The sequence below is a fragment of the Bacteroides sp. AM23-12 genome, assembly GCF_003434395.1.
In the GTDB taxonomy this organism is placed as follows: Bacteria; Bacteroidota; Bacteroidia; order Bacteroidales; family Bacteroidaceae; genus Bacteroides; species Bacteroides thetaiotaomicron.
Genome location: NZ_QTLF01000007.1, coordinates 61,644 through 88,641, shown reverse-complemented (window position 1 = coordinate 88,641; position 26,998 = coordinate 61,644). Strand labels below are relative to the sequence as shown.

At 39.6% G+C, this 26,998-nt stretch carries 19 protein-coding genes and 1 tRNA gene; 8 read left to right on the top strand and 12 right to left on the bottom strand.

Going from position 1 to position 26,998, the window contains the following annotated elements:
- Positions 1-2: 2 nt before the first annotated feature.
- The 6 genes from DW640_RS09250 to DW640_RS09225 are packed head-to-tail and all read right to left on the bottom strand — an operon-like array spanning position 3 to position 6,188.
- Positions 3-1,649 carry an Hsp70 family protein gene (locus tag DW640_RS09250; protein ID WP_117577919.1) on the bottom strand — a complete coding sequence of 549 codons (1,647 nt, stop codon included), beginning with the start codon at positions 1,647-1,649 and terminating at the stop codon, positions 3-5.
- A 27-nt stretch (positions 1,650-1,676) separates the two neighbouring features.
- Complete coding sequence (locus tag DW640_RS09245) at positions 1,677-3,443, bottom strand: Hsp70 family protein (protein WP_117577917.1); 1,767 nt, start codon at positions 3,441-3,443, stop codon at positions 1,677-1,679.
- A 6-nt stretch (positions 3,444-3,449) separates the two neighbouring features.
- Positions 3,450-4,310, bottom strand: a complete 861-nt coding sequence (locus tag DW640_RS09240; protein ID WP_117577915.1) for a M48 family metallopeptidase — start codon at positions 4,308-4,310, stop codon at positions 3,450-3,452.
- A gap of 24 nt (positions 4,311-4,334) precedes the next feature.
- Positions 4,335-5,162: a M48 family metallopeptidase gene (locus tag DW640_RS09235; RefSeq protein ID WP_117577913.1), complete on the bottom strand. Its 828-nt coding sequence runs from the start codon at positions 5,160-5,162 to the stop codon at positions 4,335-4,337.
- 1 nt (position 5,163) lies between these two features.
- Positions 5,164-5,514 carry a hypothetical protein gene (locus tag DW640_RS09230; RefSeq protein ID WP_147326378.1) on the bottom strand — a complete coding sequence of 117 codons (351 nt, stop codon included), beginning with the start codon at positions 5,512-5,514 and terminating at the stop codon, positions 5,164-5,166.
- Positions 5,511-6,188 (bottom strand): RNA polymerase sigma factor, encoded by a 678-nt coding sequence (locus DW640_RS09225; RefSeq protein WP_147326377.1) that lies wholly within the window; start codon positions 6,186-6,188, stop codon positions 5,511-5,513. The genes DW640_RS09230 and DW640_RS09225 overlap by 4 nt, the downstream gene beginning before the upstream one ends.
- A gap of 1,280 nt (positions 6,189-7,468) precedes the next feature.
- On the opposite strand from DW640_RS09225, the gene DW640_RS09220 reads away from it, so the two are divergent.
- Positions 7,469-9,580 (top strand): BT4734/BF3469 family protein, encoded by a 2,112-nt coding sequence (locus tag DW640_RS09220; protein ID WP_117577907.1) that lies wholly within the window; start codon positions 7,469-7,471, stop codon positions 9,578-9,580.
- Positions 9,581-9,667: 87 nt separating this feature from the next.
- On the opposite strand, the gene DW640_RS09215 is transcribed toward DW640_RS09220, so the two are convergent.
- Both DW640_RS09215 and DW640_RS09210 read right to left on the bottom strand, forming a co-directional pair.
- Positions 9,668-10,849, bottom strand: a complete 1,182-nt coding sequence (locus DW640_RS09215; protein ID WP_117577905.1) for a hypothetical protein — start codon at positions 10,847-10,849, stop codon at positions 9,668-9,670.
- 10 nt (positions 10,850-10,859) lie between these two features.
- Positions 10,860-12,812 (bottom strand): dynamin family protein, encoded by a 1,953-nt coding sequence (locus DW640_RS09210; protein ID WP_117577903.1) that lies wholly within the window; start codon positions 12,810-12,812, stop codon positions 10,860-10,862.
- A gap of 262 nt (positions 12,813-13,074) precedes the next feature.
- On the opposite strand from DW640_RS09210, the gene DW640_RS09205 reads away from it, so the two are divergent.
- The 3 genes from DW640_RS09205 to DW640_RS09195 all read left to right on the top strand — a co-directional run bounded on the left by DW640_RS09205 (position 13,075) and on the right by DW640_RS09195 (position 16,968).
- On the top strand, positions 13,075-14,724 hold the full coding sequence (locus tag DW640_RS09205; RefSeq protein WP_117577901.1) for a sigma-70 family RNA polymerase sigma factor: 1,650 nt from the start codon (positions 13,075-13,077) through the stop codon (positions 14,722-14,724).
- Positions 14,725-14,803: 79 nt separating this feature from the next.
- Positions 14,804-15,580 carry a bifunctional 2-polyprenyl-6-hydroxyphenol methylase/3-demethylubiquinol 3-O-methyltransferase UbiG gene (locus DW640_RS09200; protein ID WP_117577900.1) on the top strand — a complete coding sequence of 259 codons (777 nt, stop codon included), beginning with the start codon at positions 14,804-14,806 and terminating at the stop codon, positions 15,578-15,580.
- Positions 15,581-15,780: 200 nt separating this feature from the next.
- On the top strand, positions 15,781-16,968 hold the full coding sequence (locus DW640_RS09195; protein ID WP_117577898.1) for a DUF418 domain-containing protein: 1,188 nt from the start codon (positions 15,781-15,783) through the stop codon (positions 16,966-16,968).
- 183 nt (positions 16,969-17,151) lie between these two features.
- Here DW640_RS09195 and DW640_RS09190 read toward each other — a convergent pair.
- Positions 17,152-17,238 (bottom strand) — tRNA-Leu (locus DW640_RS09190).
- A gap of 164 nt (positions 17,239-17,402) precedes the next feature.
- Here DW640_RS09190 and DW640_RS09185 point away from each other — a divergent pair.
- Positions 17,403-18,485 (top strand): mannose-1-phosphate guanylyltransferase, encoded by a 1,083-nt coding sequence (locus DW640_RS09185; protein WP_117577896.1) that lies wholly within the window; start codon positions 17,403-17,405, stop codon positions 18,483-18,485.
- An 87-nt stretch (positions 18,486-18,572) separates the two neighbouring features.
- Here DW640_RS09185 and DW640_RS09180 read toward each other — a convergent pair whose 3' ends face one another.
- Together DW640_RS09180 and DW640_RS09175 are read right to left on the bottom strand one after the other, a co-directional pair.
- Positions 18,573-20,222: an AMP-binding protein gene (locus DW640_RS09180; protein WP_048693374.1), complete on the bottom strand. Its 1,650-nt coding sequence runs from the start codon at positions 20,220-20,222 to the stop codon at positions 18,573-18,575.
- 33 nt (positions 20,223-20,255) lie between these two features.
- Positions 20,256-20,831, bottom strand: a complete 576-nt coding sequence (locus DW640_RS09175; RefSeq protein ID WP_117577894.1) for a helix-turn-helix domain-containing protein — start codon at positions 20,829-20,831, stop codon at positions 20,256-20,258.
- A 271-nt stretch (positions 20,832-21,102) separates the two neighbouring features.
- On the opposite strand from DW640_RS09175, the gene DW640_RS09170 reads away from it, so the two are divergent.
- A complete protein-coding gene (locus tag DW640_RS09170; RefSeq protein ID WP_011108478.1) occupies positions 21,103-21,972 on the top strand; it encodes a hypothetical protein in 870 nt (289 codons plus the stop codon).
- A gap of 14 nt (positions 21,973-21,986) precedes the next feature.
- Positions 21,987-24,611 (top strand): hypothetical protein, encoded by a 2,625-nt coding sequence (locus DW640_RS09165; RefSeq protein ID WP_074857966.1) that lies wholly within the window; start codon positions 21,987-21,989, stop codon positions 24,609-24,611.
- Between the two features lie 74 nt (positions 24,612-24,685).
- On the opposite strand, the gene rpsO is transcribed toward DW640_RS09165, so the two are convergent.
- A complete protein-coding gene (gene rpsO, locus DW640_RS09160; protein ID WP_008761978.1) occupies positions 24,686-24,955 on the bottom strand; it encodes a 30S ribosomal protein S15 in 270 nt (89 codons plus the stop codon).
- Positions 24,956-25,110: 155 nt separating this feature from the next.
- Here rpsO and typA point away from each other — a divergent pair, with 155 nt between their 5' ends.
- On the top strand, positions 25,111-26,910 hold the full coding sequence (gene typA / locus DW640_RS09155; RefSeq protein WP_008761977.1) for a translational GTPase TypA: 1,800 nt from the start codon (positions 25,111-25,113) through the stop codon (positions 26,908-26,910).
- Positions 26,911-26,998: the final 88 nt, after the last annotated feature.

Below are 26,998 nucleotides of genomic sequence, written 5' to 3'. Positions count from 1 at the left end.
AGTTAATACTTCCAATTGATTTCTACCGCCTCTCCATTCTCTAATTGAGCTTCCACAACTACTGTATTATCATCAAATACCGTCATCGTCGTTTCTATTTTCAATGTACCACGTGGGACTCTGGGAATACGCATTTCATATTCACCAATCCATGTAAATAAAGGAGTTTCTTCTTCATCCTGTTGATGAACATACGCAGAAGAGACATGTGCTCCATTTTCAAGAGTAGTAATCTCTATCGCCTCCTGAGTAATCCAGCCGGTAATGGTCGCCGAACCACTTTCATTGGAGTTTGTAAACGTTGTTTTGAACGAGAGTGAATGTGTTTCTTTAGGGATTTCGGTTCCCTTGATCAGCATCGGAGCAAAAATACCATTCTCTATCTCAATACCATAATGATGAGATAACTTCCGAATAATCTCAGGTCCCTCCCCCGGCAGTGCAGCTCCATAATAAGCAGCACCTTGAGATACAATAGTATCCATATTATCCGATTGAAAAGGTTCCTTTCCCAAACCTGCTACAATAGAATCTTTAACCCAAGGTCCCTTGCTTGAACCACCAACCAAAATGATCCGATCAATATCATCAATTGTGATATTAGCTTGTTTTATCGCTTCTTTGGCACATGCGATAGATTTATCCAAAAGGGGAGTAATCGCTTTTATAAATTCATCTTTTGACACGATAAAATCTCCATTATAATCATTATCTCCTATCGGCATATGGTTTATAGAGAAATTTATTTCTGTTTCCCCTAAAGAAAAATCTATTTTCTTTTCTTCGGCCAATTCCTTAAGCATCGCTTTAGCTTCAACAGTTTTAGGATCAGTCAAAACATTGATACCACTTTCCGCTTCAATATGTTGTGCTACGATTTTTGCCAGAGCCCAATCTAAATCATCCCCACCCAACTGAGCAATGCCTTTTGTCGACAACACATTAAAATCAGGAAGTTCTCCAACCTTAGATACAATATTTAAAATCGTTACATCAAAAGTTCCACCACCAAAATCATATACTAGAATATTCTGCTCTTTTTTCTTCTCGGGGTCAAAGAAGCCCATCTTTAAACCATAAGACAAAGCAGCAGCTGTTGGTTCTTCCAACAAATAAATACCTGATGCACGACCATTATCAGTACGAATTAAATCCCCATTATCATTGGTCTCACCGAATCCCGCTAATTCCGCAGCTTCTAATACATGTTGCTTATAAATAGCTCCGGAATTAGCAGGCACACATATAACCACACGTTCAAAATTGCCATCACAATATGAAGAATTATGAGCTTTATCACGCAACTCTTCAAGGATTTTAGCTGCAATATCTACAGGAGAAAGCTGCTCTGTCTCAATATTGAATTTATCTCGCATAAAAGGATCATCTTTCCAGTCTTCACTTTTCATCAAAGATTTGGTTGAAGAAAACACTTCATTTGGTTTCAGTATAATATGACGTTTAGCAATACTACCAACCTTTACTTCATCTAATTTTCTTCCGACGAAGCGTACCACAGAAGGCATAGAAAGATTCCCGGCCCCATCTATCGGAATCACAGGCAGTGATCCTTTCTCATAAATAGATACACTCGAATTGGTTGTTCCAAGATCTATACCTAATATTTTTCTTGACTTTCTTACTATCATTTCAGATTCCCTTTCTATATATATTTTTTAGTAATTCCAATCTGCAGTTACCGGAGTGCCATTCTCTAATTTGGCAGAAATAGCAATTCGATTATCATTAAAAACAGTTAATGTTACTTCGATATTAAGAGAATGTGCTGCTGCTTTCTCAAATGACAATACAAACTCTCCTATATAATTGAAATATTTCTCTCCATTCTCTTCTTTATGGACAGAGACAGAAGATGTTTTCTTTCCATTAGTATCAACTTTTATATCAACATCTTTTTGCGTTGACCACCCAATGATAAACACTTGCCCACTGTCATCCGGATTGGTGAAACGAGCCATATATGAATACTCCTTATGATCTTCGTCAAATTTAAGCCCTTTTTCAATCATAGGAGAAAAATAGCCACCATTTACCTCAATTCCTATATGATGAGTCGTTACATTATTAATAATACTATCAGAAGGTGTAGGCTTAATGACGGAAGGTACTCCCACCTCTGATTGATTCGGGTCACCTATCGGTGGTGGAAAATCGCCCGTGGCATATCCCCCGAATATAGCGGCTCCTTGAGATACTATAGTATCAACATTATCTGCAACATAAGCCTCTTTAAAGCGTTTTGAAATAGCATCTTTTACCCAACATCCCTTGCTTGACCCACCGACCAACACTATCCGGTCAATATCATCAATTGACAAATTGGCTTCTTTCAAAGATTCTTCGACACAATCCAAGCTCTTATCAATAATCGGTGTAATAGCCTGCATAAACTGTTCTCTTGTAATCGTACAATCCAAATTGCAAGGCACTTCAGCATCTTTGTCTTCAATAAGATTCAGATGTTCAAACAGAACTTGTTCTACTGAAGGATTGGAAAACTCTATCTTATTATTCTCCGCCAACTCTTTTAGAACAGCTTGCGCCTCATAAATAAATTTCGGACGATTACCTTTATTATCTTTTCGCGGATCTAATAAATCAATACCCGTCTCTTGATAGAATTGCTCCGCAACAATCTTCATCAAAGCATAATCAATATCATCCCCACCCAGCTTGGCTATACCGCGAGTATTTAACACTGAGAATTTTGGTTGGACTCCCCTCTCCGACACAATATGAAGAATCGTAACATCGAAAGTTCCTCCACCAAAATCATAAACCAGAATATTTGCCTCTTTCGACTTTTCTATTTCAAAATACCCGGATTTAAAACCATAAGCCAGAGCTGCCGCCGTTGGCTCCGGTAAAATGATAATCCCCACAGGAGTGCCATTCGCCTCTGTTTCAAGTTCATTTGTTTGAGGATTACGCACGCCAAAACCTGCCGCTAATGCAGCCTCCACTATTTGCTTCTTATATATCGCTGTGGAATTCGCAGGAACGCAAAGAACTATTTTATCAAAATTCCCATCCTTCCCATACTCAGAGTTCTGGGCATGATCACGTAGAGCTTGAAGTATATGCGTAGCAATGTCAGTTGGAGTAATAGTTTTATCCTCAAAAGTAAATTTGTTTTTTATATCCTCATTCTGTGACCAACCGTCACTTTGCATTAACGATTTAATAGAACTAAACACTTCATTAGGTTTGATAATAATATATCTTTTGGCTGCGCTACCTACTACAGCAGCATCTAATTTCCGATCGGGAAAGCGCACAACAGAAGGAATCGTTTTCTTATCAATACCTTCCACGTCTAAGACCTTGATAGCACCATTTACACAAATTGAGACACATGAGTTTGTTGTACCAAGGTCAACACCTAAATAGTGAGAATTCGAAATAGGGACAATTGGAGTCATATAATTTTAGTTTAAGTTGTTAAACAAATCTTCTAAATCAGACGTTTTTCTTTGTTCTTGCACGTAATTAGCATATGCACCGGAATTTATCCAGTTCAGTAATTCAGCAGCCCTCATAACCGTCCACGGATGTGAAGCATCTGCAATTGATATAAACTTTATAACTTTATTCAATGCTTCATAATCTAATTGTTTGAAAGCAGTAGCCTGTTGGATGAAAGTCTGATAGTTCATCTCATTATATTGTTTGATCGGCATACCTGCCATTTTCATAAATGCCCTGATCGTTGCATCCTTATTCTGACAACATAACAACCCTGCACGGTCAGCAGTAAACTCAGACATACGATCCCAATAAAACAAAGCATACTGTAATGGAGCAGCAGCAATACTTCCGAATGGGATAGAATCAATAATGTAATTTATCACTTGCCCCATCATATGATAAAGCATATGATTACTCTTTACATGTCCGCATTCATGACCAATTACAAACATTATTTCATCATCATCGCAAAGATCTATGAGCCCGGAATTTAATATTATAATAGGATTTTCAGCTCCCACAGTACAAGCATTAATATCATATCCCCATTGAATATATAAGTCCGGCACCTTTTTCATATCCAATATCTCACAAGCATACTGCAAATACTCATAAATTTTAGGATAATTATCTTTTGTCACCTTCAAGTTACTACCAGTATACTGAACTGTGTATACTTTCTCTATCATATGTTTGGCTATGAAATTACCAACCATACTCAATCCCGGGGTAGCTTTTAAAGCCTTCAATGCTTTTTGATCGAAGGGATGCTCATATTGGGAATGATCTAAACCTGTGAGAATTTTCTTGTTCCTAATCATATCTTATTTATTTCTTATTCTTTATCAAAAACCCCGATTAATGTTCTTCTTTATCTCCGCAGCCACAAAATGATTATAATATATTTCCAGTTCCGAGATGCGCTTGGCATAAACAGGATGAATATTACTCAATTCATAATATTCCATCAACATACCAGTCTTTTTCATATAGTTTTTATTTATACGATAAAAGAGTCGCTTTATAACATTGATATCTTTACAGCATAATAAACCGGCTCTGTCTGCTGTGTATTCAGCACAACGATGCCACAGATTTAATGGCACATCAATCATATCTGAAATTATCGGACCTAAAACCTCAGAAGAGTTATTTAAGTTATCCAGAAATCCCTTTACTATGTGACAAATCATATTTTTCTGAAGAATGTGTCCCAATTCATGTCCTATCATAAACTTCAACTCATCATCAGTGAGACAAGCCACCGATTTTTTACTAAGCAAAATAACAGGTGATTTATCCGTTCCGACACTCAATGCATTAATGCCCTTCAGTTGATTCGTCACCATTATCTCCGGATAGTTAGTAACATTCAGTGATTGATAGCATTCTTGCACAATCAAAAATAAATATGGATAATTCATCTCAGTAACTTTCTGACTATTTAACCGAATCTTATCTATCCGGTTCTTATAATATCGATCAACAACAAGATGCAAGCTCTTACGCACAAAGGAGTTGGACATAATAACATTAATATAATTATCACATGGATAAGCGTAAGGCAGAACCTTTTTCTTTTCATTTATAGAAGGCTCAATATTACGCTTTGAATAACCCCAATCAATCGTCAATTCTTTTAATCTTATTATTTTTTGTTCTAATATAGCCATTCTAGTGATTGTTTATTTCCCTTAACATTTGTTTCAATCGACTTTGAACAAACCGACTACCTTGCATAGCCTCTATTCGATCCACATCAGAAGGTTGATTCATGTTTTGTTTTGGTGCAAATGCAGCAGCAGATAATGAAATATCAGAAAACGACACATCAATTTCAGTTGAAGACTTTTCAGCCTCTTTACTCCATTCACCAAGGTAATCATTTGCATCATCATCCATCAAAAACAAAATATTCTCCATTTCCTCTGGATGCAGACATAAATACCGTCTCACTTCACGCCGTTCTTCTAACGTCGTTTTTCCCTCCACATAACGAGCAATCAATTCATCACTTAGTTTCATAAACATTCTTTTTTCAATTCATTCATAATAGTTGAAACTTCTTTCAAGACGCGCGACTTTCTTGTGTATATATACCCTACAGTAGGAATTACTTCTTTTACACTACCATCAGATGTATTTGGTACTTTTCGTATTTTTATCTGCCCTCTCTTTCTCCATTTCTCAGCCAACATCTGAGATAGCTCTTTAGGAGAATATCCTTCCAACTCTTTCAACAGAATAAATCTGTCATCTTCATCCTCTAAACAAGAGATAGCTTCAAGCAATAGTACTGCATCCAACGGATCATAATCAGGCTCCGATTCCGGCAAATCCATGACGTCTTTCATATCCGACACATTTATACTGACGGTTTTCTCTTGAAAACCTATCAATTCAGCACGTTTTTCTTGAAATAAATTTGAAGCAACCCTACAAGTCCAAGTTTCTAATTTAGATTTAAATTGAAAAGATCTCAATACTTTCCATCCTCTATCATCACCTTTTAAATGTATATACAATTCATCTATAAGATCATCCAGATAATACAAAGTCCTGTAATACCGATATGCCAGAAAGCAAAATCGATTATAATATTTTTCATATAATAAGAAAGTAAGCACTTCCTCATTACCTTTCTCAACGACCAAAGAAATAATCTCCTGATCCGAAAGTTTGTCGTATTTGTCTTTCATATACATCTTAGTACTCTTCCATTCAAAAGTATTGACGTATTGCATTTTTGCGGAAGGGTCTAGATATAAGAAAAGCGTAGACCCAATCGCCATCCGTCCCCAGGTATCGCCAAACACCCACTGCACAAATGAACAAATTCGTCTACGCTCCTAAAATTATAAGAAGAGTCATAGTACTTCTTCCACTTCTTACAAAATGGAAAAAGCCCTTAGATATACAGGTTATAATAATAGCAGTTACGATCGTTTTACTTCATCCTGGCAGTTCTTAAAATTGGCGATTTCAGGGAACCGGAATTAGCTTACGCTCAATAACTAATATTTCATTTTAATAAAAGATAAGTCACTTTAGACTCATCATCTGCAAAGATAAAGGGAAAAAAGAATTATGCAAATAAATTCGCCATTTATCTAAATAAAATAAAAAAGCAGCACGATAATCGATAGTTACTTTTAACGAAAACGATATACCATGCTGCTAAGATTTGTCCTAGCGCAATCTTAAAATTTGGCGATTTTAGGGGACTAGGACAAATATCTTTCTTTATTTTCCATCCACTATATCGTTACAGATTTTCAAATGTAGGGATTTATGTTATAGAAAAAAAGTACAAAAAGGTATATTTGTGTCTAAACAGGCAAAAAGCAAGATTATTACTTCGATAAACATGTTTATTGCAGTGTTTTTTTATTTTCAATCTTTCTACAACAAGACTATCATATATATCAAAAATTGCTTTTTAATCTTTCATCTTTCACCAACATCCACTAATCCACTTATTCATAGTACTTTTAACTGGTGAAAGATCCCTTTTCTATCTTTCACCTCATCTTTCATCTTTCACCGCATCTTTCACCTCACATCGTATCATTTCACACCAGTCCTATATTACTTGTCTCCAAAAGTATTAGTAGGTAAGTTCCAGTCTATTAGACATAAACTTCCGTTCCTCTAACAACAAACTTCCTCTTTATCAGAAGTAAACTATAAATGCAGGTTCTGTTTTTATAAATGAAAGCTTCATTTATAAAATCAAAGCTTTTATTTTTATAAACGAAAGTTGCATTTATAGATTGCTCCTAGTCAAAAACAACTTATCTATTAGAAGAAAGGAACTTTGCTAAAGGAAGAGTAGAACTTTACTATTAATAGATGACACTAGAAGTAGCAGACAACAACCTCATATAAAGAATATAACCTATATATTTGGAGAGGTAAACAATAAAACATACCTTTACCACGCTTTTATAAGAACGACATAAACAATAACAAATTTATCATGAAAATTACTTTGATGCGGGATAACGATGGGGCAACAACCATGCGGACGTTAGATATAAACCTACAAATAGAGGCGATGAAGCATGAAACGAAAGCCCAGCCGGTTACTAATCTACGCACGAGCATACGTTACGCATCACCGGACTACAGGCTGGACGAAGCCAAGAAACTAGCCAAAGTAATCCCGGCAGCAACTTTCCGGAAAACGGTCAATGGAATACAGATGACCGGATACAACGGAATCATCCAAATAGAAATAAACCATCTGGCAAACCGCGCAGAAGTGAACCGGGTGAAGCAGGAAGCGGCAGAACTTTCACAAACTTTCCTTGCCTTCATGGGCTCCGGCGGGCATTCCGTAAAAATATGGATAAGATTCACACGTCCGGACCAATCACTCCCTCAGAAGCGGGAAGAAGCTGAGATCTTTCAGGCACATGCGTACCGAAAAGCGTTCAGCCTCTATCAGCCTGCACTCTCCTACCCCATTGAACTGAAAAATCCGACACCGGAACAATTCTGTCGGCAAACGTATGATCCGGAACTTTATTACAACCCCGATTCTACCATCATTTATATGCGCCAGCCACTGGAAATGCCTTCAGATACGACTTACAAGGAAACAGTGCAGGCAGAAACATCCCCATTCAAACGACTGATACCGGGATACGACAGTTTCGATACGCTCTCGGCACTCTTCGAAGCAGCTCTGAATAAAGCATACCGATCATTAAGCGAACTTCAGCCGCGTGTGCACACTCGCTCTAATGAGGATTTGAAGCCTTTACTGGTTCAAGTAGCCAGGAATTGCTTTCAGGCAGGTATACCGGAGGAAGAAACCGCTCGCTGGGCAATCGCTCATTTCTATACCCAAAGGAAGGAATACCTCGTTCGCCAAACGGTACAGAATGTATATACAAGTGAGAAAGGCTTCGGAAAGAAATCTTCCTTGACAGCAGAGCAGGAACTGGAATTCCGAACAGGGGAATTTATGCAGCGACGGTACGAGTTCCGATACAATACAATGACGACGGTAACGGAGTATCGGGAACGAAATACGTTTTGCTTCTGTTTTCGTCCTTTAAGCAGCCGCATCCGGAACAGCATTGCCATGAATGCAAGACTGGAAGGACTCAATCTTTGGGACAGGGATGTAATCCGCTATCTAGATTCGGATCGCGTCCCGGTTTTCAATCCTGTCGAAGACTTCCTTTTCGGATTGGATATTCACTGGGACGGACACGACCGAATACGTGAACTGGCATCCCGGATACCTTGCAACAATCCTCACTGGCCCGATTTGTTTTATCGTTGGTTCCTGAATATGGTGGCACATTGGCGGCAGATAGACCGGAAATATGCAAACTGCACAGTTCCGCTACTTGTCGGTCCGCAGGCATACAGAAAATCTACTTTTTGCCGGAGTCTGATTCCACCCGAATTGCAGGCATACTATACCGACCGAATTGATTTCAGTAACAAACGGGATGCAGAGTTGTCTCTCAATCGTTTCCTGCTTATCAATATGGACGAATTTGATCAGAACAAGGCAAATCAACAGGCATTTCTGAAACATATTCTCCAAAAACCGATTGTCAACATCCGACGACCACGCGGTACAGCTACTCAAGAGATGCGTCGGTACGCTTCTTTCATCGGAACCAGTAATCATAAAGATTTGCTGACCGATACTTCCGGCAGCCGACGCTATATTGTCATCAATGTGACAGGACCGATTGATTGCTCTCCTATTGATTATGAACAACTTTATACACAAGCCATACATGATTTGTACAAAGGAGAACGATACTGGTTCGATACGGAAGACGAAAAAATCATCACTGAAAACAATCAGGAATTTCAAGTCATGCCAGTTGCAGAGCAATTATTCCATGAATATTTCCGGGCTGCAAAAGAGGAAGAAGAGGAATATGAGCAACTTCTTGCCATCGAAATACTGGAGCAAGTACAACATGACAGCAAGATTCGTGTATCTGTCTGCAGTATTGTTGAATTCGGAAGAATCCTACAAAAGAATAAAGTGCCTTGCGTGCATACCAAACGTGGCAATTTCTATAAAGTTGTTCGGATAAAGCCGGGAAGAAGATAAATGAATACGGGGGAGGCTGGCTAAAAGGGCGGTAGCACCTCAAGCCTCCTCCTTCGGGAAGAGGAGATTGGAGATAGAATCGACCTTTTAGTCAGCCACATTCGCTTCATTAGTTTCCTTCACTTTCTTCCCGCCAATAATATTCAGAATAATGTTCATAGCCCCCTTTCCCACGAAAGAAGTACCGACTACGACAACTTTGGGCAAAGATTTCAGTGCCTCTTTCACGGCTGCACGCTTGGCTTTTCTTTTAGCTTTGATTCCATTTAACGAATTCATTCCATCTATCAGATAGTTACGCGTCACGTAACCGATACGTAAAGTCATCAGCGAATTCACGATGCCATCGCATATCGAACCGATGACTACTCCCGGAATTTTCACGTTAGACAGAATGCTCAAAAAGCCGGTATCTCCTGAAACTGTATCTCCTATGTCGTCCAAATCCACATCCACATCGGCACCATCGGCGGCAGCATCGGAAACGTCGATATCGGACGCTGCATCCGAAGACTGGTCTGCCAATGAACCGAAGGGGGCAACCGAACCCATATCTCTAAAGACCTCCGATGCGACGAAAGTCATTAATGAAGTAACCAGAATATTGACATACTGCCGGAACAACTGTTGCCTTGTAGGTCGGAAGCCGGAAGCAACAATCACATCCTCTATCATTTTATAATTCATATAAAGCACGGATACCGTGTCCAGCTTTCCATTCTGCGAAATAGCCGTAATCATAAAGACAGATTTTGCCCATTCTATAATACGACGATTGATACCGATGATACGAACCGAATACATATCCTCTATACGCGGACCTGAAGTTTCTTTCAGTTCTCCCCCTTCAATGCGCAATTTCAACTCTTTGCTTATGATTTGCACCAGTTCTTCCTTACTCGTTGCATAGCGTTCCAAATCTTCACGCAATCTTTGCTGATGCAGTTTTCTCAACTCGGGACAGGACTTATCTTTAGGTATATAATTGCAGTTATCCGCCAGTTTATGTCCAAACGCAACAAGTTGTGCAGTATTCCACTCCCCATCAATAGACAAAGCCGGAAACTGCGGAGCACGATGCACCCGAACGACCGGATGTATAACGACGGCATAAAATACAACCAGAATCAAGGTGTAAAAAGCATACTCTGCCCACGCAACCTGCGATAAGGAGGCTATTTTCTCACCAATAATAATGATGTTACCCAACAATAAAATCACAAAAGAGCCCAAAAACAGGAGTGTGATAATTAATAAATTTCGTTTCATTGGCTTATTCTTATCTTATTGAATCCTTAAAACTCTGAACTTGTGCATTTATTGACCGAAGCAACGCATCCTTCCTGTCAAATTCTTCTTTATCAGACACCAGCGCATTCAGATACATTGTTTTTTGTTGTTCCAAAAAATCAATGATACTTTGTTTGCGTACAGGCACATACTGATCGTAAAGGTCATTAGCCGCCTTATATATACTCTTACCGACAGTCAGCTGAAGATATCCTTTGATCGTTTTTCCGGTATGCGTATGATCGATTCCAGTGATACATTCCATCGCTTTTCTCAGGAAACTCTGAATTTCCATTGTCGAATAAGTCCCGAACGGATTGGGTATTCCGATATGCGGAACAGTCGGATTATTAATATTCTTCACATCAAAAGCTCCCTGCAAATCAAAATCGACCGCCGGAAAGTCTGTCACTTGTGGCACTGAGTCAAAAGGTACACAACCTTTTTGCTTCAGAAAAGTATTCATCTTCTCTATAAAAGCCACATCATCTTTCAAGTTAGAGAGTTTCCGCAAATACTGCCGGGCCAGGCTATGTTCATGGGAATCAAGGAATTTACTTTTTATCGCCGCTGACGAATCAGTCATAAACTTTGTAACAAGGCTGCGTGTCGCATCTTTCCCCTTCGCTCCACCGGCAAATGCGGAATTACATCCGGAATCATAATACTCCCTAACGATTTCAGTAAACTCTTTCAAATCATCATCAATATAGACTTGCACCATTTTTCTAAAATCGCTCCCATCGTAACTAAGTTCACTCGCCTGACGGAGTAACTCGTCAAACGAAGTTGCCGCAGCCTGATATTCTATATCGATTGCTTCCTGTTGACCAATTGATTCTCCAACTAAATTATCCAGTTTTTCCAACTGATTCAGCGTTCTTCCGATTACGCTTCTCAGACGTATATCAGTACTATTGGAGATCACCTTGCCATACAAATCCTTCTCAAATCTCTGAAATTTCGCAGCTTCTTCCTGAAGATCCTCCATTCCCTCATAGCTGGCAGCATCCGCCACTTTTCCCAAGTTCAAACTATATATATTCTCCTTCAACTGGAAGTTACGTCTGCCCATTTCATTCTCGGCAAATTCTACCTGTGCCTTAATTACAGCCTGCTTCTCCTCTTCCGAATGCCAGTAAGCCGCTTCAAACACATTATGTAGAAGACAAACCGGAACTTTCGGATTATTCTCCTGCAGCAACTTCAGAAAACGATTGGAAACCTTCGATATAGCAGAATTTGAACTTTGCACAAATATCACGAAATCTGCCCTTTGAGAGATCGTTTCATAAATAGGATTATCCAAATTCGCATACCCGCCATCCAGCCCGGGCATATCCACCAGAAATATATTATCTTTCAAAAGCTCCCCACCGGAAGTTGTTATGGATGTCACCAGCGTATGATCTGTATTTATCACGCTTTCTTCCAAAGCTAACGAAACACACTCCTCCAGATTAGTATCATTCAATTCTTTCTTTTCAATGCTTATCTCGGAAATGTTTTCCAGTTTTTCAAATCCGCGCAGGCTATCAATAACCGAATCAAACTGTTCTACCTTTCTGGCTTTATCAGCAACAGAAAAAATACGGGTAATGGATTCCTCCTGTCCTTTTGAAATAATGGACGGACGCACCGTACACTCCAAGAAATGAGTGGGGCTGACGTGAGCATGTGCTATGAGATTTACTAAAGTAGATTTTCCCGATTTCACGGGTCCAACCACTAATATAAGAAAAGATCCTCCGTCAAACTCAGAAACACGATTGTTTAGTTTCTGAGTTGATTTACAAACAGCCTCCAAATCTTTTATTTCCCTTACTGACTCCAGAGTTGACATCAGTTCCTTAGATCTGCTCTTCAGTATATTCAAGAATATCTTAAGCTCCGACGAAGACATTGTTTCCACTCTTTCTTCTATAAATTTGTATTTACCCATAAACGAGATTTAAATAATGGTACAACCGACTATTCACATGTCATTATAATAATGATGATAAAGTTAGCAGTTTGTCGGGAAATAAAAAATGTATAGAGCACAAAGATTGCATAATAATTGAAAGTTCGTCAAAGTTTTATGGATTCAAGTTCAATTTATCAACAAAAAGTTTCTTCATATCCCCAAAAAACAAGATGTTAAAAACCGAAAAAGCATGCAGTCTTTTCGGTTTCTATTCATCATATTAAAATAATACACGCACATGGATATAAAAGAACTTGTAGATTTATGTAAAAAAGGGAATGAGCAGGCATTAAGTCTACTTTATAAAACCTATTCGAAAAAGATGATGAGAATATGCCTTCATTATATACCTGATAAACAAATCGCACAAGATCTCCTACACGACGGATTCATTGTCATTTTCACTTCGATTGAGACATTACGTACCCCCGAAAAACTGGAAAGCTGGATGGGAATAATTATGAAGAATATTTCATTAAGGTATCTCAACCAAAAGAGTACAAACTCTGCAATTCCCTTATCTGATATCCCTGAAAACGAGGAGCCTATTGACAATTCGCTATCATCTGATTCTATTCCTTATGATAAAATAACAGAAATGGTAGAGAAATTGCCAGAAGGATACAGCAAAATCTTCAAGTTAGTTGTATTGGAGGGATTATCTCACAAGGAAATAGGTAAACTGTTGAATATAGCTCCCCACTCCTCCTCTTCTCAATTATTCAGGGCAAAAGTCTTACTTAAAAAGATGATTTCTGATTACAGGCTGATTCTTATACTAGTGATTTTATTTTTTTTCCCAACGATACACGACTATCTATACTGGAAAAGAAAAGAGACTAAAGATAATCATTGGTCTAACAATGTCATTCGGAAAGTGAAATTAGATAAGAAAGAAGAAAATGAGAGCATTACCTCTTCCGGACATATCTCTCACTACAAAGAAGCCCCCCCTTTTAATACTACTTTAGCAAACCTCCCCCGGTTAGCATTAGACACAAGTGCAACAGGATTATCTACCACTTCTGAAATAAAAGACTCAGTAGAGAAACAGCCTGTTGCCAAACCATCTTTTATATGGGAGCATGCAGAGAAAATTATTACATTCTCATATTCAAGCCAAGAATTCACTTCACTCCCCAAAAAGAAAATAGGGAAATGGAAAATGATGTTGGCAGGGTCAGTCGGACCACAACTGGCACAAAACCTATACAAGTTGATGACAACACCACACTCTGACGGTTTGGAAAGCGGTCTCCCCCAGCAAGTCAATACTTGGGAAGAATATTATGACTATTTAAACACCCGCAATCAGGAAGGAACCTTAGGAGACTCGCTTACGCTAATGACAATTGCCAAGAACAACAGTGGAAGAATTATAGAACATCAACACCATGATAACCCCATCACTATCGGACTAGCATTGAACAAAAAGTTGAATAACCACTGGAGTATAGAAACCGGATTACAATATATTCATTTAAAATCAGAGTTCACCACAGGAAAGGAATATCGGATTCAGGAAACCCAGAAGCTCCATTACATAGGTATTCCTCTCCGTATTTCCTACCGTTTTGGGAATTATAAACAATTCTCATTTTACTCAACAGCCGGTTTACAAATGGAAATCCCGATAAAAGGAACTCTGCATACTTCTCATGTCACAGATAGTGTCCCCATTAATTTGGGTTACCAGTCATTAGATGTACCTTTGCAATGGTCAATCAATGCGAGTACAGGTGTACAATACCACTTTACACCTCACACCAGCATCTATATAGAGCCAACCATTAATTACTATATTCCCGATGGAAGTTCATTGCGCACAATCCGAAAAGAACATCCGGTTACGTTCTCTGTTCCTGTAGGCATTCGTTTCTCTTGGTAAAAAAATCATTCTGCCATGCAGTCTTCCGGCTGATAGTTTATCATAACTATAGAACAGTTAGAAACAATAGACAAATCTGATGCAGAAACGACATACAAACCGTGAACGTTATTTTGAGGAACAAGCTCAGACTACGAGAAATTATTATATTCCTTATATTAAAGAATATACTGGAAATCTGCCAAACAAAGTATTGGAAGTAGGGTGTGGCGAAGGAGGGAATCTGCTTCCCTTTGCCGAGCTAGGTTGTGATGTCATTGGAATTGATATTGCCGCATCCCGAATTGAACAGGCACAAAACTTCTTCATCACTAAAAGGCAAAAAGGAACTTTCATCGCTTCTGATATCTTCTTATTAGAAGATTTACAGAAACATTTCCCGCTTATTCTCATACATGATGTAATAGAACATATCGACAACAAGGAGCAATTTCTGCGCAACTTAAAAAAATATCTATCGCCTAACGGAATGATCTTCATTGCTTTTCCAGCCTGGCAAATGCCATTCGGCGGACATCAGCAGATTGCAAGAAGTAAGATTATCTCTCATATGCCATTTATACATTTACTACCTCGTATTTTGTATAAATGGATATTGGAATTATTCAGCGAACAAGAAAGTACAGTCAAAGAGTTATTAACTATCAAATACACCCGATGTACAATAGAAATGTTTCGAAGAGTAGTAAAACAGACTGATTATCAAATCGTCAATGAACAGTTATACTTTATTAACCCACACTACAAAATTAAATTTGGACTAACCCCTCACAAATTAAACAAAACAATAGCATGTATACCTTTCATTAGAAATGTATTCAGTACAAGTTGTTTCTATTTAATAAGACCAACATAGCATTTTATTTCATTATTTACATTAATATTCAGGAAGTTATCAACAAGCTAACTATAAAAGACAAACAGCATCATCAATCATACAAAGCACACAAAAGTCATATTTTGTTCTTTATTGAACAGTATTTTTCCAAAACTATAAAAGGGCTGCGTTAAATTTGCATCTGAAAAAGTACGTTAACATTTTAAATTCTAAAAAGCATGCATTTATCTAACACATTGCCCCATAATAATCGTATAGAAATAGCTGATGTGCTACGTGGGTTCGCTGTAATGGGAATTACACTTATCCATTTTATCGAACGGTTTAGCCTCAATAGCTTTCCGGAAGAGACCTGTAACTTTCTGATATTTACGGATAGGGTAATTTGGGATAGTGTATTTTTCACCTTTTCCGGTAAGGCATACTGCATCTTTGCATTGCTTTTTGGATTTAGTTTTTTTATTCAAGACAATTCACAAAAACTTAAAGGGAAAGATTTTCGTGGGCGGTTTGCCTGGCGGTTAGTATTACTTCTTTTTATAGCTTGTATTAATTCGGCTTTATTTCCGGGTGAAATATTGGTACTCTACGCCTTGCTTGGTTATGTACTGATCGCAGTCTGCCGACTCTCTACCCGAACAGTCACGATCATAGCAGTCATTCTTCTACTTCAACCTATTGAATTGGGACAAATAATTTATGCACTTATCAACCCCGACTATGTTATTAATGCTGATCTTGATGCTCCATACTGGGAGTTAGTCAATACAGCTCAGAAAGAAGATTCTTTCCTCGAAATGTGCAAAACTGCCATATGGACGGGTAATGTTGCCAACATGGGTTGGATGCTATTACACGGAAGAGTTACTCAAACCGCCGGTCTGTTTATGGTAGGTATGATAATTGGGCGTAGCAACGCGTTTCTCTATTCAGAAAAGAATATAAAAATCTGGATTAAAGTATTCATCATAGCCGTTACCGCCTTTTTCCCCATTTATGGTTTGATAAATATACTCCCCGACTTTATAAGTCGCGAAGCACTACTTGTACCTTCTGTCCTTCTATGCAAGTCACTGTCAAATATTGCATTTACAGGAATCATGTTTGCAGGTATCATACTGGTTTATTACCTGACAACCCTTAAGAATGTTCTTCATAAATTTGCACCTTATGGACGCATGAGCTTGACCAACTACCTGTCACAATCTTTAATCGGAGGATTCTTGTTTTACAACTGGGGATTAGGACTTTATCTGCATACAGGCATTACAGCGTGTATCCTTATTGGTGTAAGCGTATTCTTTTTACAATACTTTTTTTGTAACTGGTGGCTTCGTTCACATCGCCAGGGTCCATTAGAATGGCTATGGAAGAAAGCAACCTGGATAAAGGTAGGCAAGGGATAAATGATACTGAGAGATAAGAAAAGGTGCAATTCATCGTAAAAGTGAATTGCACCTTTTTAGTATTTTTGCTGCAAATAACACAGTCTATAGAAAATATCGAAAACCTTCTGGTAGTGCACATTAGAAAGAAATACCCTATAACAAAAAAGCTAAGTAATTGATTGCTCAATTCTTAGCTTTTCGTGGTACCCAGACCCGGGGTCGAACCGGGATGGAAGTGAATCCACTGGTGTTTGAGACCAGCGCGTCTACCGATTCCGCCATCTGGGCATGCTTGATTTCTCAATTGCGGTGCAAAGATACGACAATATTTTGATTCCACAATAGTTTGAGAAAAAAAAGGAGCAAAAAATAATAAAACATGTCCCAAAGGCTTCTGTATTTAGAGAATAAACCGTACATTAGCAAAAACATTTAAAAATAGAGTCACTATCATGACAAACATGGATAATTATTGCGTGATTATGGGTGGTGGTATCGGTAGCCGCTTCTGGCCGTTTAGCCGCAAAACATTGCCCAAACAATTTCTTGACTTCTTCGGAACCGGTCGTTCACTCCTACAACAGACCTTCGACCGCTTTCAAAAGGTAATCCCAACCGAAAATATTCTTATTGTCACCAATGCAATGTACGCCGATCTGGTGAAGGAACAACTTCCCGAATTGGATGAGAAACAGATTTTATTGGAACCCGCAAGAAGAAATACCGCTCCATGCATCGCATGGGCTGCCTATCACATCCGCGCTTTAAACCCGAATGCGAATATCGTCGTTGCTCCCTCAGATCATCTGATTTTGAAAGAAGAAGAATTCCGTGCGGCAATCATTAAAGGACTGGAATTCGTTTCTCACTCTGAAAAGTTACTGACACTAGGCATCAAGCCCAACCGTCCTGAGACCGGATATGGCTATATACAAATTGACGAACCAACCAGTGATGGCTTCTACAAAGTAAAGACATTCACCGAAAAACCGGAACTGGAATTAGCCAAAGTATTCGTAGAAAGCGGTGAATTCTACTGGAACTCCGGATTATTTATGTGGAACGTCAATACCATTATTAAAGCTGCAGAAATCCTGCTTCCCGAATTAGTATCCAAACTGGCACCGGGAAAAAACATCTATGCTACAGATAAAGAGAAAGCATTCATTGAAGAAAACTTTCCCGCATGTCCCAATGTATCCATTGACTTCGGTATCATGGAAAAAGCGGACAATGTATATGTATCTTTAGGCGATTTTGGTTGGTCTGACCTGGGCACATGGGGATCACTCTACGACTTATCAGAAAGAGACCGGGAAGGCAATGTGACCTTAAAAAGTCATTCTTTGATCTATAATGGAAAAGATAATATGATCGTACTCCCCAAAGGAAAGCTCGCCGTGATCGATGGCTTGGAAGGCTATCTGATAGCCGAATCGGACAATGTCCTGCTAATCTGCCGTAAAGACGAAGAACATTCTATCCGCAAATACGTGAATGATGCCCAGATGCAACTGGGAGACGATTTCATTTAAGAATGAAGAACTAAAAAAGAAGAATGAAGAATTGCTATGCAGCATACAGCGCAGCTAATTCTTCATTCTTCTTTTTTAATTCTTTATTTAAATAATTTCTATCCCCTGCTCCTTACAAAGCTGCAATCCAAGATCTTTCAGTCTGAATTTCTGAATTTTACCACTGCCTGTCATCGGAAACTCCTTCACAAAGAAGACATATTTCGGTATCTTATAACGGGAAATCTTATTCTTACAGAAGTCACGAACGTCCGATTCATGCATTTTCACCCCTTCCTGCAAGATGATAAAAGCACCAACCGCTTCACCATATTTCTTAGAGGGAATCCCTGCTACCTGAACATCCTTTACTCCATCAAGTTTATAAAGGAATTCTTCGATTTCACGTGGATAGATATTTTCACCACCACGAATAATCATATCCTTGATACGTCCTGTGATCCGGTAATTTCCGTCCTCATCTTTAATGCCTAAGTCGCCCGAATGCAGGAAGTTATCTTTATCAATCACTTCAGCCGTAGCTTCCGGATTCTTATAATACCCTTTCATCGTATTATATCCACGATTGCACATTTCGCCTTGTACGCCTACCGGACATTCTTCGCCGGTTTCAGGATCAATCACTCTGACTTCTGTAAATTCAAAGTCGCGTCCTACCGTATTACAACGTACATCAAACGAATCATCGATGCGGGTAGCGGTCATACCGGGAGCGGCTTCAGTCAGTCCGTATACACTGGTAACCTTCATGTACATCTTTTCTTCTACCTGTTTCATCAGTTCAACCGGACACAACGAACCTGCCATTATACCGGTACGCAGACAAGACATATCAAACAAGTCGAACATCGGATGATGCAACTCGGCAATAAACATCGTAGGCACTCCGTAAAGAGCCGTACAGCGTTCTTTATGAATGGAAGCCAACACGACCAACGGATCAAACCGCTCTACCATCACCTGTGTACACCCATGAGTCAGACAGTTCATCGTAGCCAACACCACTCCAAAACAATGGAATAGCGGCACACAACAACAGAGTTTGTCATCCGCCGTAAACTTCATGTGTTCGCCGGTCAGAAAACCGTTGTTGGCAATATTATAATGAGTCAGCATCACTCCTTTCGGGAAACCGGTAGTTCCTGATGTATATTGCATATTTACCACATCATGACAGTCCACTTTACTTTTAAGTTCAGTCAGGCGATCATCTTCCACATTATTCCCTAGCAGCAAGATTTCCGCAGTATTATACATTCCCCGATGTTTCTCCTGACCGACGTATATCACATTCTTCATATACGGAAAGCGTTCACTCTTCAAATGACCGCGTTCGCAGGTTTTCAGTTCAGGAAGCATCGTATACGTCATTTGCACAAAATCACTGTCCTTTTCACCATTGACGATACAAAGTGTATGCATATCGGAATTCTGGCAAAGATACTCCAGCTCGGCCTGCTTATAATTCGTATTCACCGTGACGTATACCGCACCAATCTTGGCACAAGCATACAGCAATGTCAGCCAATCGGGCACGTTCGCCGCCCAAATACCGACATGAGTACCACGTTCCACACCAACAGCGATCAGTCCTTTCGCCATATCATCCACACGCTGGTTTAGCTGGCTCCATGTAAAACGAAGATTACGGTCGGAATAAACGATATATTCCTTATCGGGAGTCTCTTCAGCCCAATGTTCCAGCCATTGCCCAAGAGTACGTTCAAATAATTGCATGCGATTATTCTTAATATTTGGTATCAGATTTTATTAAATCGGAGTGTAGACTACAGCCAATATTTTAGCAGCCTGCCCTTCGTAAGCATGTACATGATGAGGAACGATGGAGTCATAGTAAATACTATCACCTTCTTCCAGCAAATAGGTATTCTTACCATAGCTGATTTCCATAACCCCTTCCATAACCATGATAAACTCTTCTCCTTCATGCGAAGAAAGCACAAAGTCGCTGTCCTCTGTCGGCATCACGTCAATGATAAACGGCTCCATGTGACGATCCGCTTTCGATTTAGACAATGAATGATATTCCATGTGCTTGCGTGAATGAATCGCATTATTGGAAAAGCTGATGGCATCTTTAGCCTCTTTTTTACGGCATACCACAGGCCCGATTTCATCCTGATCATCCAGGAAAGTGCCCAGACGTCCCCCCAGCACACGCGCTATTTTAATCAGCGGTGCAAGAGACGGTATATCGATGTTATTTTCAATTCGTTCGATCTGCTCGATAGCCAAACCCGAACGCTGTGCCAATTCCTCTATACTTATTGATTTATCTTCCCGGAGCGCTTTAATTTTCTCTCCAACAATCTTACTCGTATCCATATTGAAAGTTTTTTAGTTAGCAAAGGTGATAAATTAGAATAATTAGGTTGCAAAAATAGCAAAATCTTTAGATGAACACAATTATAATCCTAAAATATCTCCCATAATATATCTCTTTTCACCTACCTGCCTTGAAAATGGATTAAGTAATATATAGACTGGAGATTAACACTAATTAAACTCGGAATTTTCATATTATCATTATTTTTTCCTTTCTTGCATAATCATAGATCATAAGTAGTTATTGTTAAGCCTCTAAAATATATAGCTTATGAACACACACAATCAATTCACAAGTAGTAAGGAAAGAATCCATTTACTATTAGTATTATTCCTCTCAATCATTTTTTGCAGTTGTACGAAGGAAGACAGCCCTGTTAGTATAGAAGCGACCAGTAAAGTGGTAACAACAAGAACGAGCCAGGACGAGTATTTTGAGCATGCAAAATTACCTCAGATTATTAAAATAGAATGGAGTCAATATATTCCATTTCCACCTTTGCTAAATATTCAGATACGACAAGGTCAAGGGAAATATGATCAGATTCAATTAGGAGCAAGTCGTGATTTTGATCCTAATCCAGTTGAATATTCCTTCTTTCCTGTCCGTGAAGTTTTGGTTCAAGAAGGAACCTATGAAACAATCCAAATACCTGTAACCGATCTACAACTTCCCGAAGGGGGAGGATATATTGCGGTTCGTGCTACCTGCTCAGAGTTAGTGTATGATCGACCATATCCTGATAAAGGCCCATGGAATCCCTATGCAAACTTCGTCGGATATGATTTTGATAAGCAAGAGTACACTTTCTCTAAAGTTAATTCAATGTATGGTTCTATTTGTTTTCGTTTTCCACCCGATATACCTTTCCCTATGGCATGCGATGTACTCATTACAGGCAGTGGCTATTGGGAACCCATTACGGTCTCTGCAGTCTATGATCCTTGGAATAAAGACTCCCCTATTCAATGGGGATACTTTTCTTATGATACAAAAGGAGATGAAGTATCATTTGCTTATCGCACAAATTATTCCAACTCCAGTCATTACGATGGCTCAACTGTTCATTTCGCAACAGTTAGTAATCAAACAAGTATAGTTATGCTAACACTTGACGTTCCCCAACCTTCAAGTTACTGATCATTCAAAATGTAATGAGAATACGCTCCATAATCATCACTTTCTGCCTCCTATCAAGTATAGCCGTGCAAATCCATAGCCAGCAAGTTGCGGATTCTATATTCGCAACTTACTTTGCCCGTTCTCAAGCCTACGCCGATGCATATCCACGCGAGAAAGCCTATCTGCACTTGGACAACACCAGTTACTACATCGGAGACACGATATGGTATAAGGCATACGTAGTAACGGCCGAGCAACACCAGCCTAGCCCAATCAGTACCCCCCTTTATGTAGAACTATTAGACCAACTGGGAAATACTAGCGACCGACAAATCATACAGTTGCGGGATGGAGAAGGAGAAGGGCAATTCATACTGACCAAAGCCTTATTCTCCGGTTTTTATGAGATTAGGGCCTATACGAAGTGGATGTTGGCATTCAGTGAAAAGCAATATTTCTCGCGTACGATCCCTGTATATAGAAAACGGAGAAGCGAAGTAGACGAAAACCGGAGCATCATCACTTACCGAATGGATGAATCTATGAAGCAACGTCCGCGTTCAAAAGAAAAAGATTTCATGATTCGATTCTTCCCGGAAGGTGGACAATTAGTAGAGGGAGTGCCTTCAGTCGTTGCATTCGAAGCGACAAGTAAAGAAGAAGGTACAGTAGGCATTTCAGGAACTGTTTATGGGCCAGATGATGTAGAACTTACACAATTTACAACTCTCCACGACGGTATGGGATGCTTTACATACACCCCTACAGACAAACAAGCCAAAGCTGTAGTGACCTATCAAGATAAAAAATACTCATTTCAGCTACCGAAGGCTTTACCCCAAGGATATGTGCTAAATGTGGCGTCTAAAGAAAAAGCATTAGTCATCAAAGTTCTCAGAAATTCGACAAGTCTCAAAGATACACTGGCTTTATTCATATCACATCAAGGACGTCCGCTCATGTATCAGACCATTGATTTTAAAGATCAAACAGTATATCATCTCCCGTTATCCACTCAGGGATTGCCGAGAGGAGTCATACAACTCTCTTTAATGAATAGCAATGGGGCAACGTTATGCGAGCGCTTTTGCTATGTAATGCCTTCTCCATCTTTACAATTAACAGCCACATCCACCAATGCATTATACTATCCTTTTGAACCAATTGAGTATCATATCTCAATGAAAGACCATACAGGTCAACCAATACAAGGACATTTCTCCGTAGCGGTCCGGGATGCTTTAAAATCAGACTTCCAACGGTTCGATCAGACAATTTACACAGACCTTTTACTTACATCAGATCTGAAAGGATACATTCATCAACCTGGATATTATTTCGCAAACAATTCTCCCAGACGAAGAGTGGCATTAGATAATCTGTTGATGATTCACGGATGGAGAAAATATGATATAAGCCAAGCCATCAGTGCCACTCCAGAAATACCAATCTATCTGCCGGAAACGAGACTGACCCTGCATGGGCAGGTAACATCTTTTCTGAGAAACAAAGAGCAAAAAGATATCTCTGTAAGCGTCATTGCCCGGAGAGATACGATATCAGCAGCAGGTACTACGGTCACAGACTCTTTGGGATTCTTCCACATTCCAATGGATGCCTTCAATGGTTCCATGAGTGCGGCTATTCAAACTCGCCGTAAAGGAAAAAAGCTGAACCGGAAAACAAACATATCACTTTTCCGTAACTTTACACCCGAACTACGCAAATACGCTTACGAAGAGCTACATCCTAAATGGGAAGATATTAGCGGACTCAGTTGGTGGAGCAGTCTCTCCGACTCTCTTTATCTAGATTCAATTATGGGACACGACACTCATTTGTTGGATCAGGTAACGATTAAAGCCAAACGTACGAAATACAAAAAAATTCTAGCTTTCGAGCAATCTGTAAGAGCTTATTATGATATCCCTAAGGAACTGGATCGAATGCGCGATGAAGGAAAATTCATGGACTATTTCCCTTGGCTAATGACCACATTAAATCCCAATATTCAAGTGAAGTCTAAGTGGAAGGGAGATCCACCATTTATAACCATGAAATACAAGAATCATTATATACTATGCGTCATAAATGGAGTTCTTTACTCAACATTTGATCGGGAGCTTTTTATAGATAAAAATATCGATGCGATAAAATCTGTTATGATTTGCGACGGCACGACAGCAAGTGCCGGAATTGATGACGACAGCGCTTATCACCTGAGCGACGAAAGTCTAAAAAATCACATGGAAACTTCCAGACTCTCTCCCTTTGAAGAAAAAGCTCTCAAAAGTTATCTGAACAACACAACTCCCAATAATCAACCGGGAAATCAATTTGCAATTTGCTATATCACTACCATCGACAATTGGGACCCGGAAAAGAAGTACCAATCACGTGGTATCCGAAACACACAGATCCAAGGTTACTCCCAGCCCATTGAATTTTATTCACCCTATTACCCGGATATCAGTAAAGGACAAGGCAATGACCACCGCCGTACAATCTATTGGAACCCTAAAGTTACCACCGACGAAAATGGAGTAGCCATCATTCGCTGTAATAATGCGAACTCGTCTACATTCCTGACAATTAGTTGTGAAGCACTATACAACGGACAGCCGGCTGCAATCAATGTGCACAGCATAAAATACTAATCCTTCATTGAAAGCCAATAAAAAAACCGTTCTCAATGTGAGAAACGGTTTTTAATCTTTTCGCGGCAAGTAGATTACTTACGCAAACCAAGTTCTTTAACAATAGAACGATATCTTGTGATATCTTTGTCCTTCAGGTAATTCAGCAAACGGCGACGTTTAGCTACCAACATTGTTAAAGCTCTCTCTGTACTATAATCTTTTCTGTTGAGCTTCATGTGCTCAGTCAGGTGAGAAATACGGTAGGAAAACAAAGCTATCTGCGCTTCAGTTGAGCCAGTATCAGAGTTAGACTTCCCGTACTTTCCAAAGATTTCTTGCTTTTCAGCTGCGTCTAAATACATAATTTTTAGAATTTTGATATAGTAAATTATTCTTTTGAGCGTGCAAAGATAGACATTATCTTTATATCTCACAACGTTTTACAAGAAAAAATGGGGCTATTGCATTTATTTCTAATCCTATTTTCGTACCTTTGCAGCCAAATAATAGGTATTATATGCAAAATATTCGAAACATTGCAATCATTGCCCATGTTGACCATGGGAAAACAACGCTGGTTGACAAGATGTTGCTGGCCGGAAATCTATTCCGCAGCAATCAAAATAGTGGTGAACTTATCCTGGATAACAACGACCTGGAACGTGAACGTGGTATAACGATCCTTTCTAAAAATGTATCCATCAATTACAACGGTACTAAAATTAACATCATTGATACTCCGGGACACAGCGACTTCGGTGGTGAAGTAGAACGCGTATTGAATATGGCAGATGGCTGCATTCTGTTAGTCGACGCTTTCGAAGGTCCGATGCCCCAAACACGTTTCGTACTTCAGAAGGCACTGGAAATCGGTTTGAAACCAATCGTGGTAGTAAATAAGGTAGATAAGCCTAACTGCCGCCCTGAAGAAGTTTACGAAATGGTTTTCGACCTGATGTTCAGCCTCAACGCAACAGAAGACCAACTGGACTTCCCCGTTATTTACGGTTCCGCCAAAAATAACTGGATGAGCACAGACTGGCAAAAGCCGACAGATACCATTACCCCGCTACTGGATTGTATTATTGAAAATATTCCTGCTCCCGAACAACTGGAAGGTACTCCGCAGATGCTGATTACTTCTCTGGATTATTCTTCTTATACCGGTCGTATTGCCGTAGGTCGCGTACATCGCGGTACCTTGAAAGAAGGAATGAACATCACGCTGGTAAAACGTAATGGCGATATGTTCAAATCTAAAATTAAAGAGCTTCATGTATTTGAAGGTTTGGGACGTGTAAAAACAAACGAAGTTTCATCAGGAGATATCTGTGCATTGGTAGGTATCGAGGGTTTTGAGATCGGAGATACGGTCTGCGATTTCGAAAATCCGGAAGCATTACCGCCAATCGCTATCGACGAGCCGACGATGAGCATGCTATTTGCCATCAATGACTCTCCATTCTTCGGAAAAGACGGTAAGTTCGTGACTTCACGCCACATCCACGACCGTCTGATGAAAGAACTTGATAAGAATCTGGCACTCCGTGTAAGAAAGAGTGAGGAAGACGGCAAATGGATTGTTTCCGGCCGTGGCGTACTTCACCTTTCTGTATTGATCGAGACCATGCGTCGTGAAGGATACGAACTGCAGGTAGGTCAGCCACAGGTTATCTTTAAAGAAATCGACGGCGTCAAGTGCGAACCGATCGAAGAACTGACAATCAACGTACCGGAAGAATATTCAAGCAAGATTATCGATATGGTTACCCGCCGCAAAGGTGAAATGGTGAAGATGGAAAATACGGGCGAACGTATCAACCTTGAATTTGACATGCCTTCACGTGGTATCATCGGTCTTCGTACCAACGTACTGACTGCTTCTGCCGGTGAAGCTATCATGGCACACCGTTTTAAAGAATATCAGCCGCACAAGGGAGAAATCGAACGCCGTACCAATGGTTCCATGATCGCAATGGAAAGCGGAACTGCTTTTGCCTATGCCATCGATAAATTGCAGGATCGCGGTAAGTTCTTCATCTTCCCGCAGGACGAAGTATATGCAGGCCAGGTAGTAGGAGAACACTCCCATGACAACGATCTGGTTATCAACGTTACAAAATCCAAAAAGCTTACCAACATGCGTGCTTCCGGATCTGATGACAAAGTTCGTCTGATTCCGCCTGTTCAGTTCTCACTCGAAGAGGCATTGGAATACATCAAAGAAGATGAATACGTAGAGGTAACTCCGAAAGCAATGCGTATGCGCAAAGTCATTCTGGACGAAATCGAGCGTAAACGCGCGAACAAATCATAAGCAATAGCCCGAGATAATGCAGAAAGCCCGCCGGATTTTATTTAGCGGGCTTTTTCTATTTCCAGTTCATGCATATTAAGCAACTTCT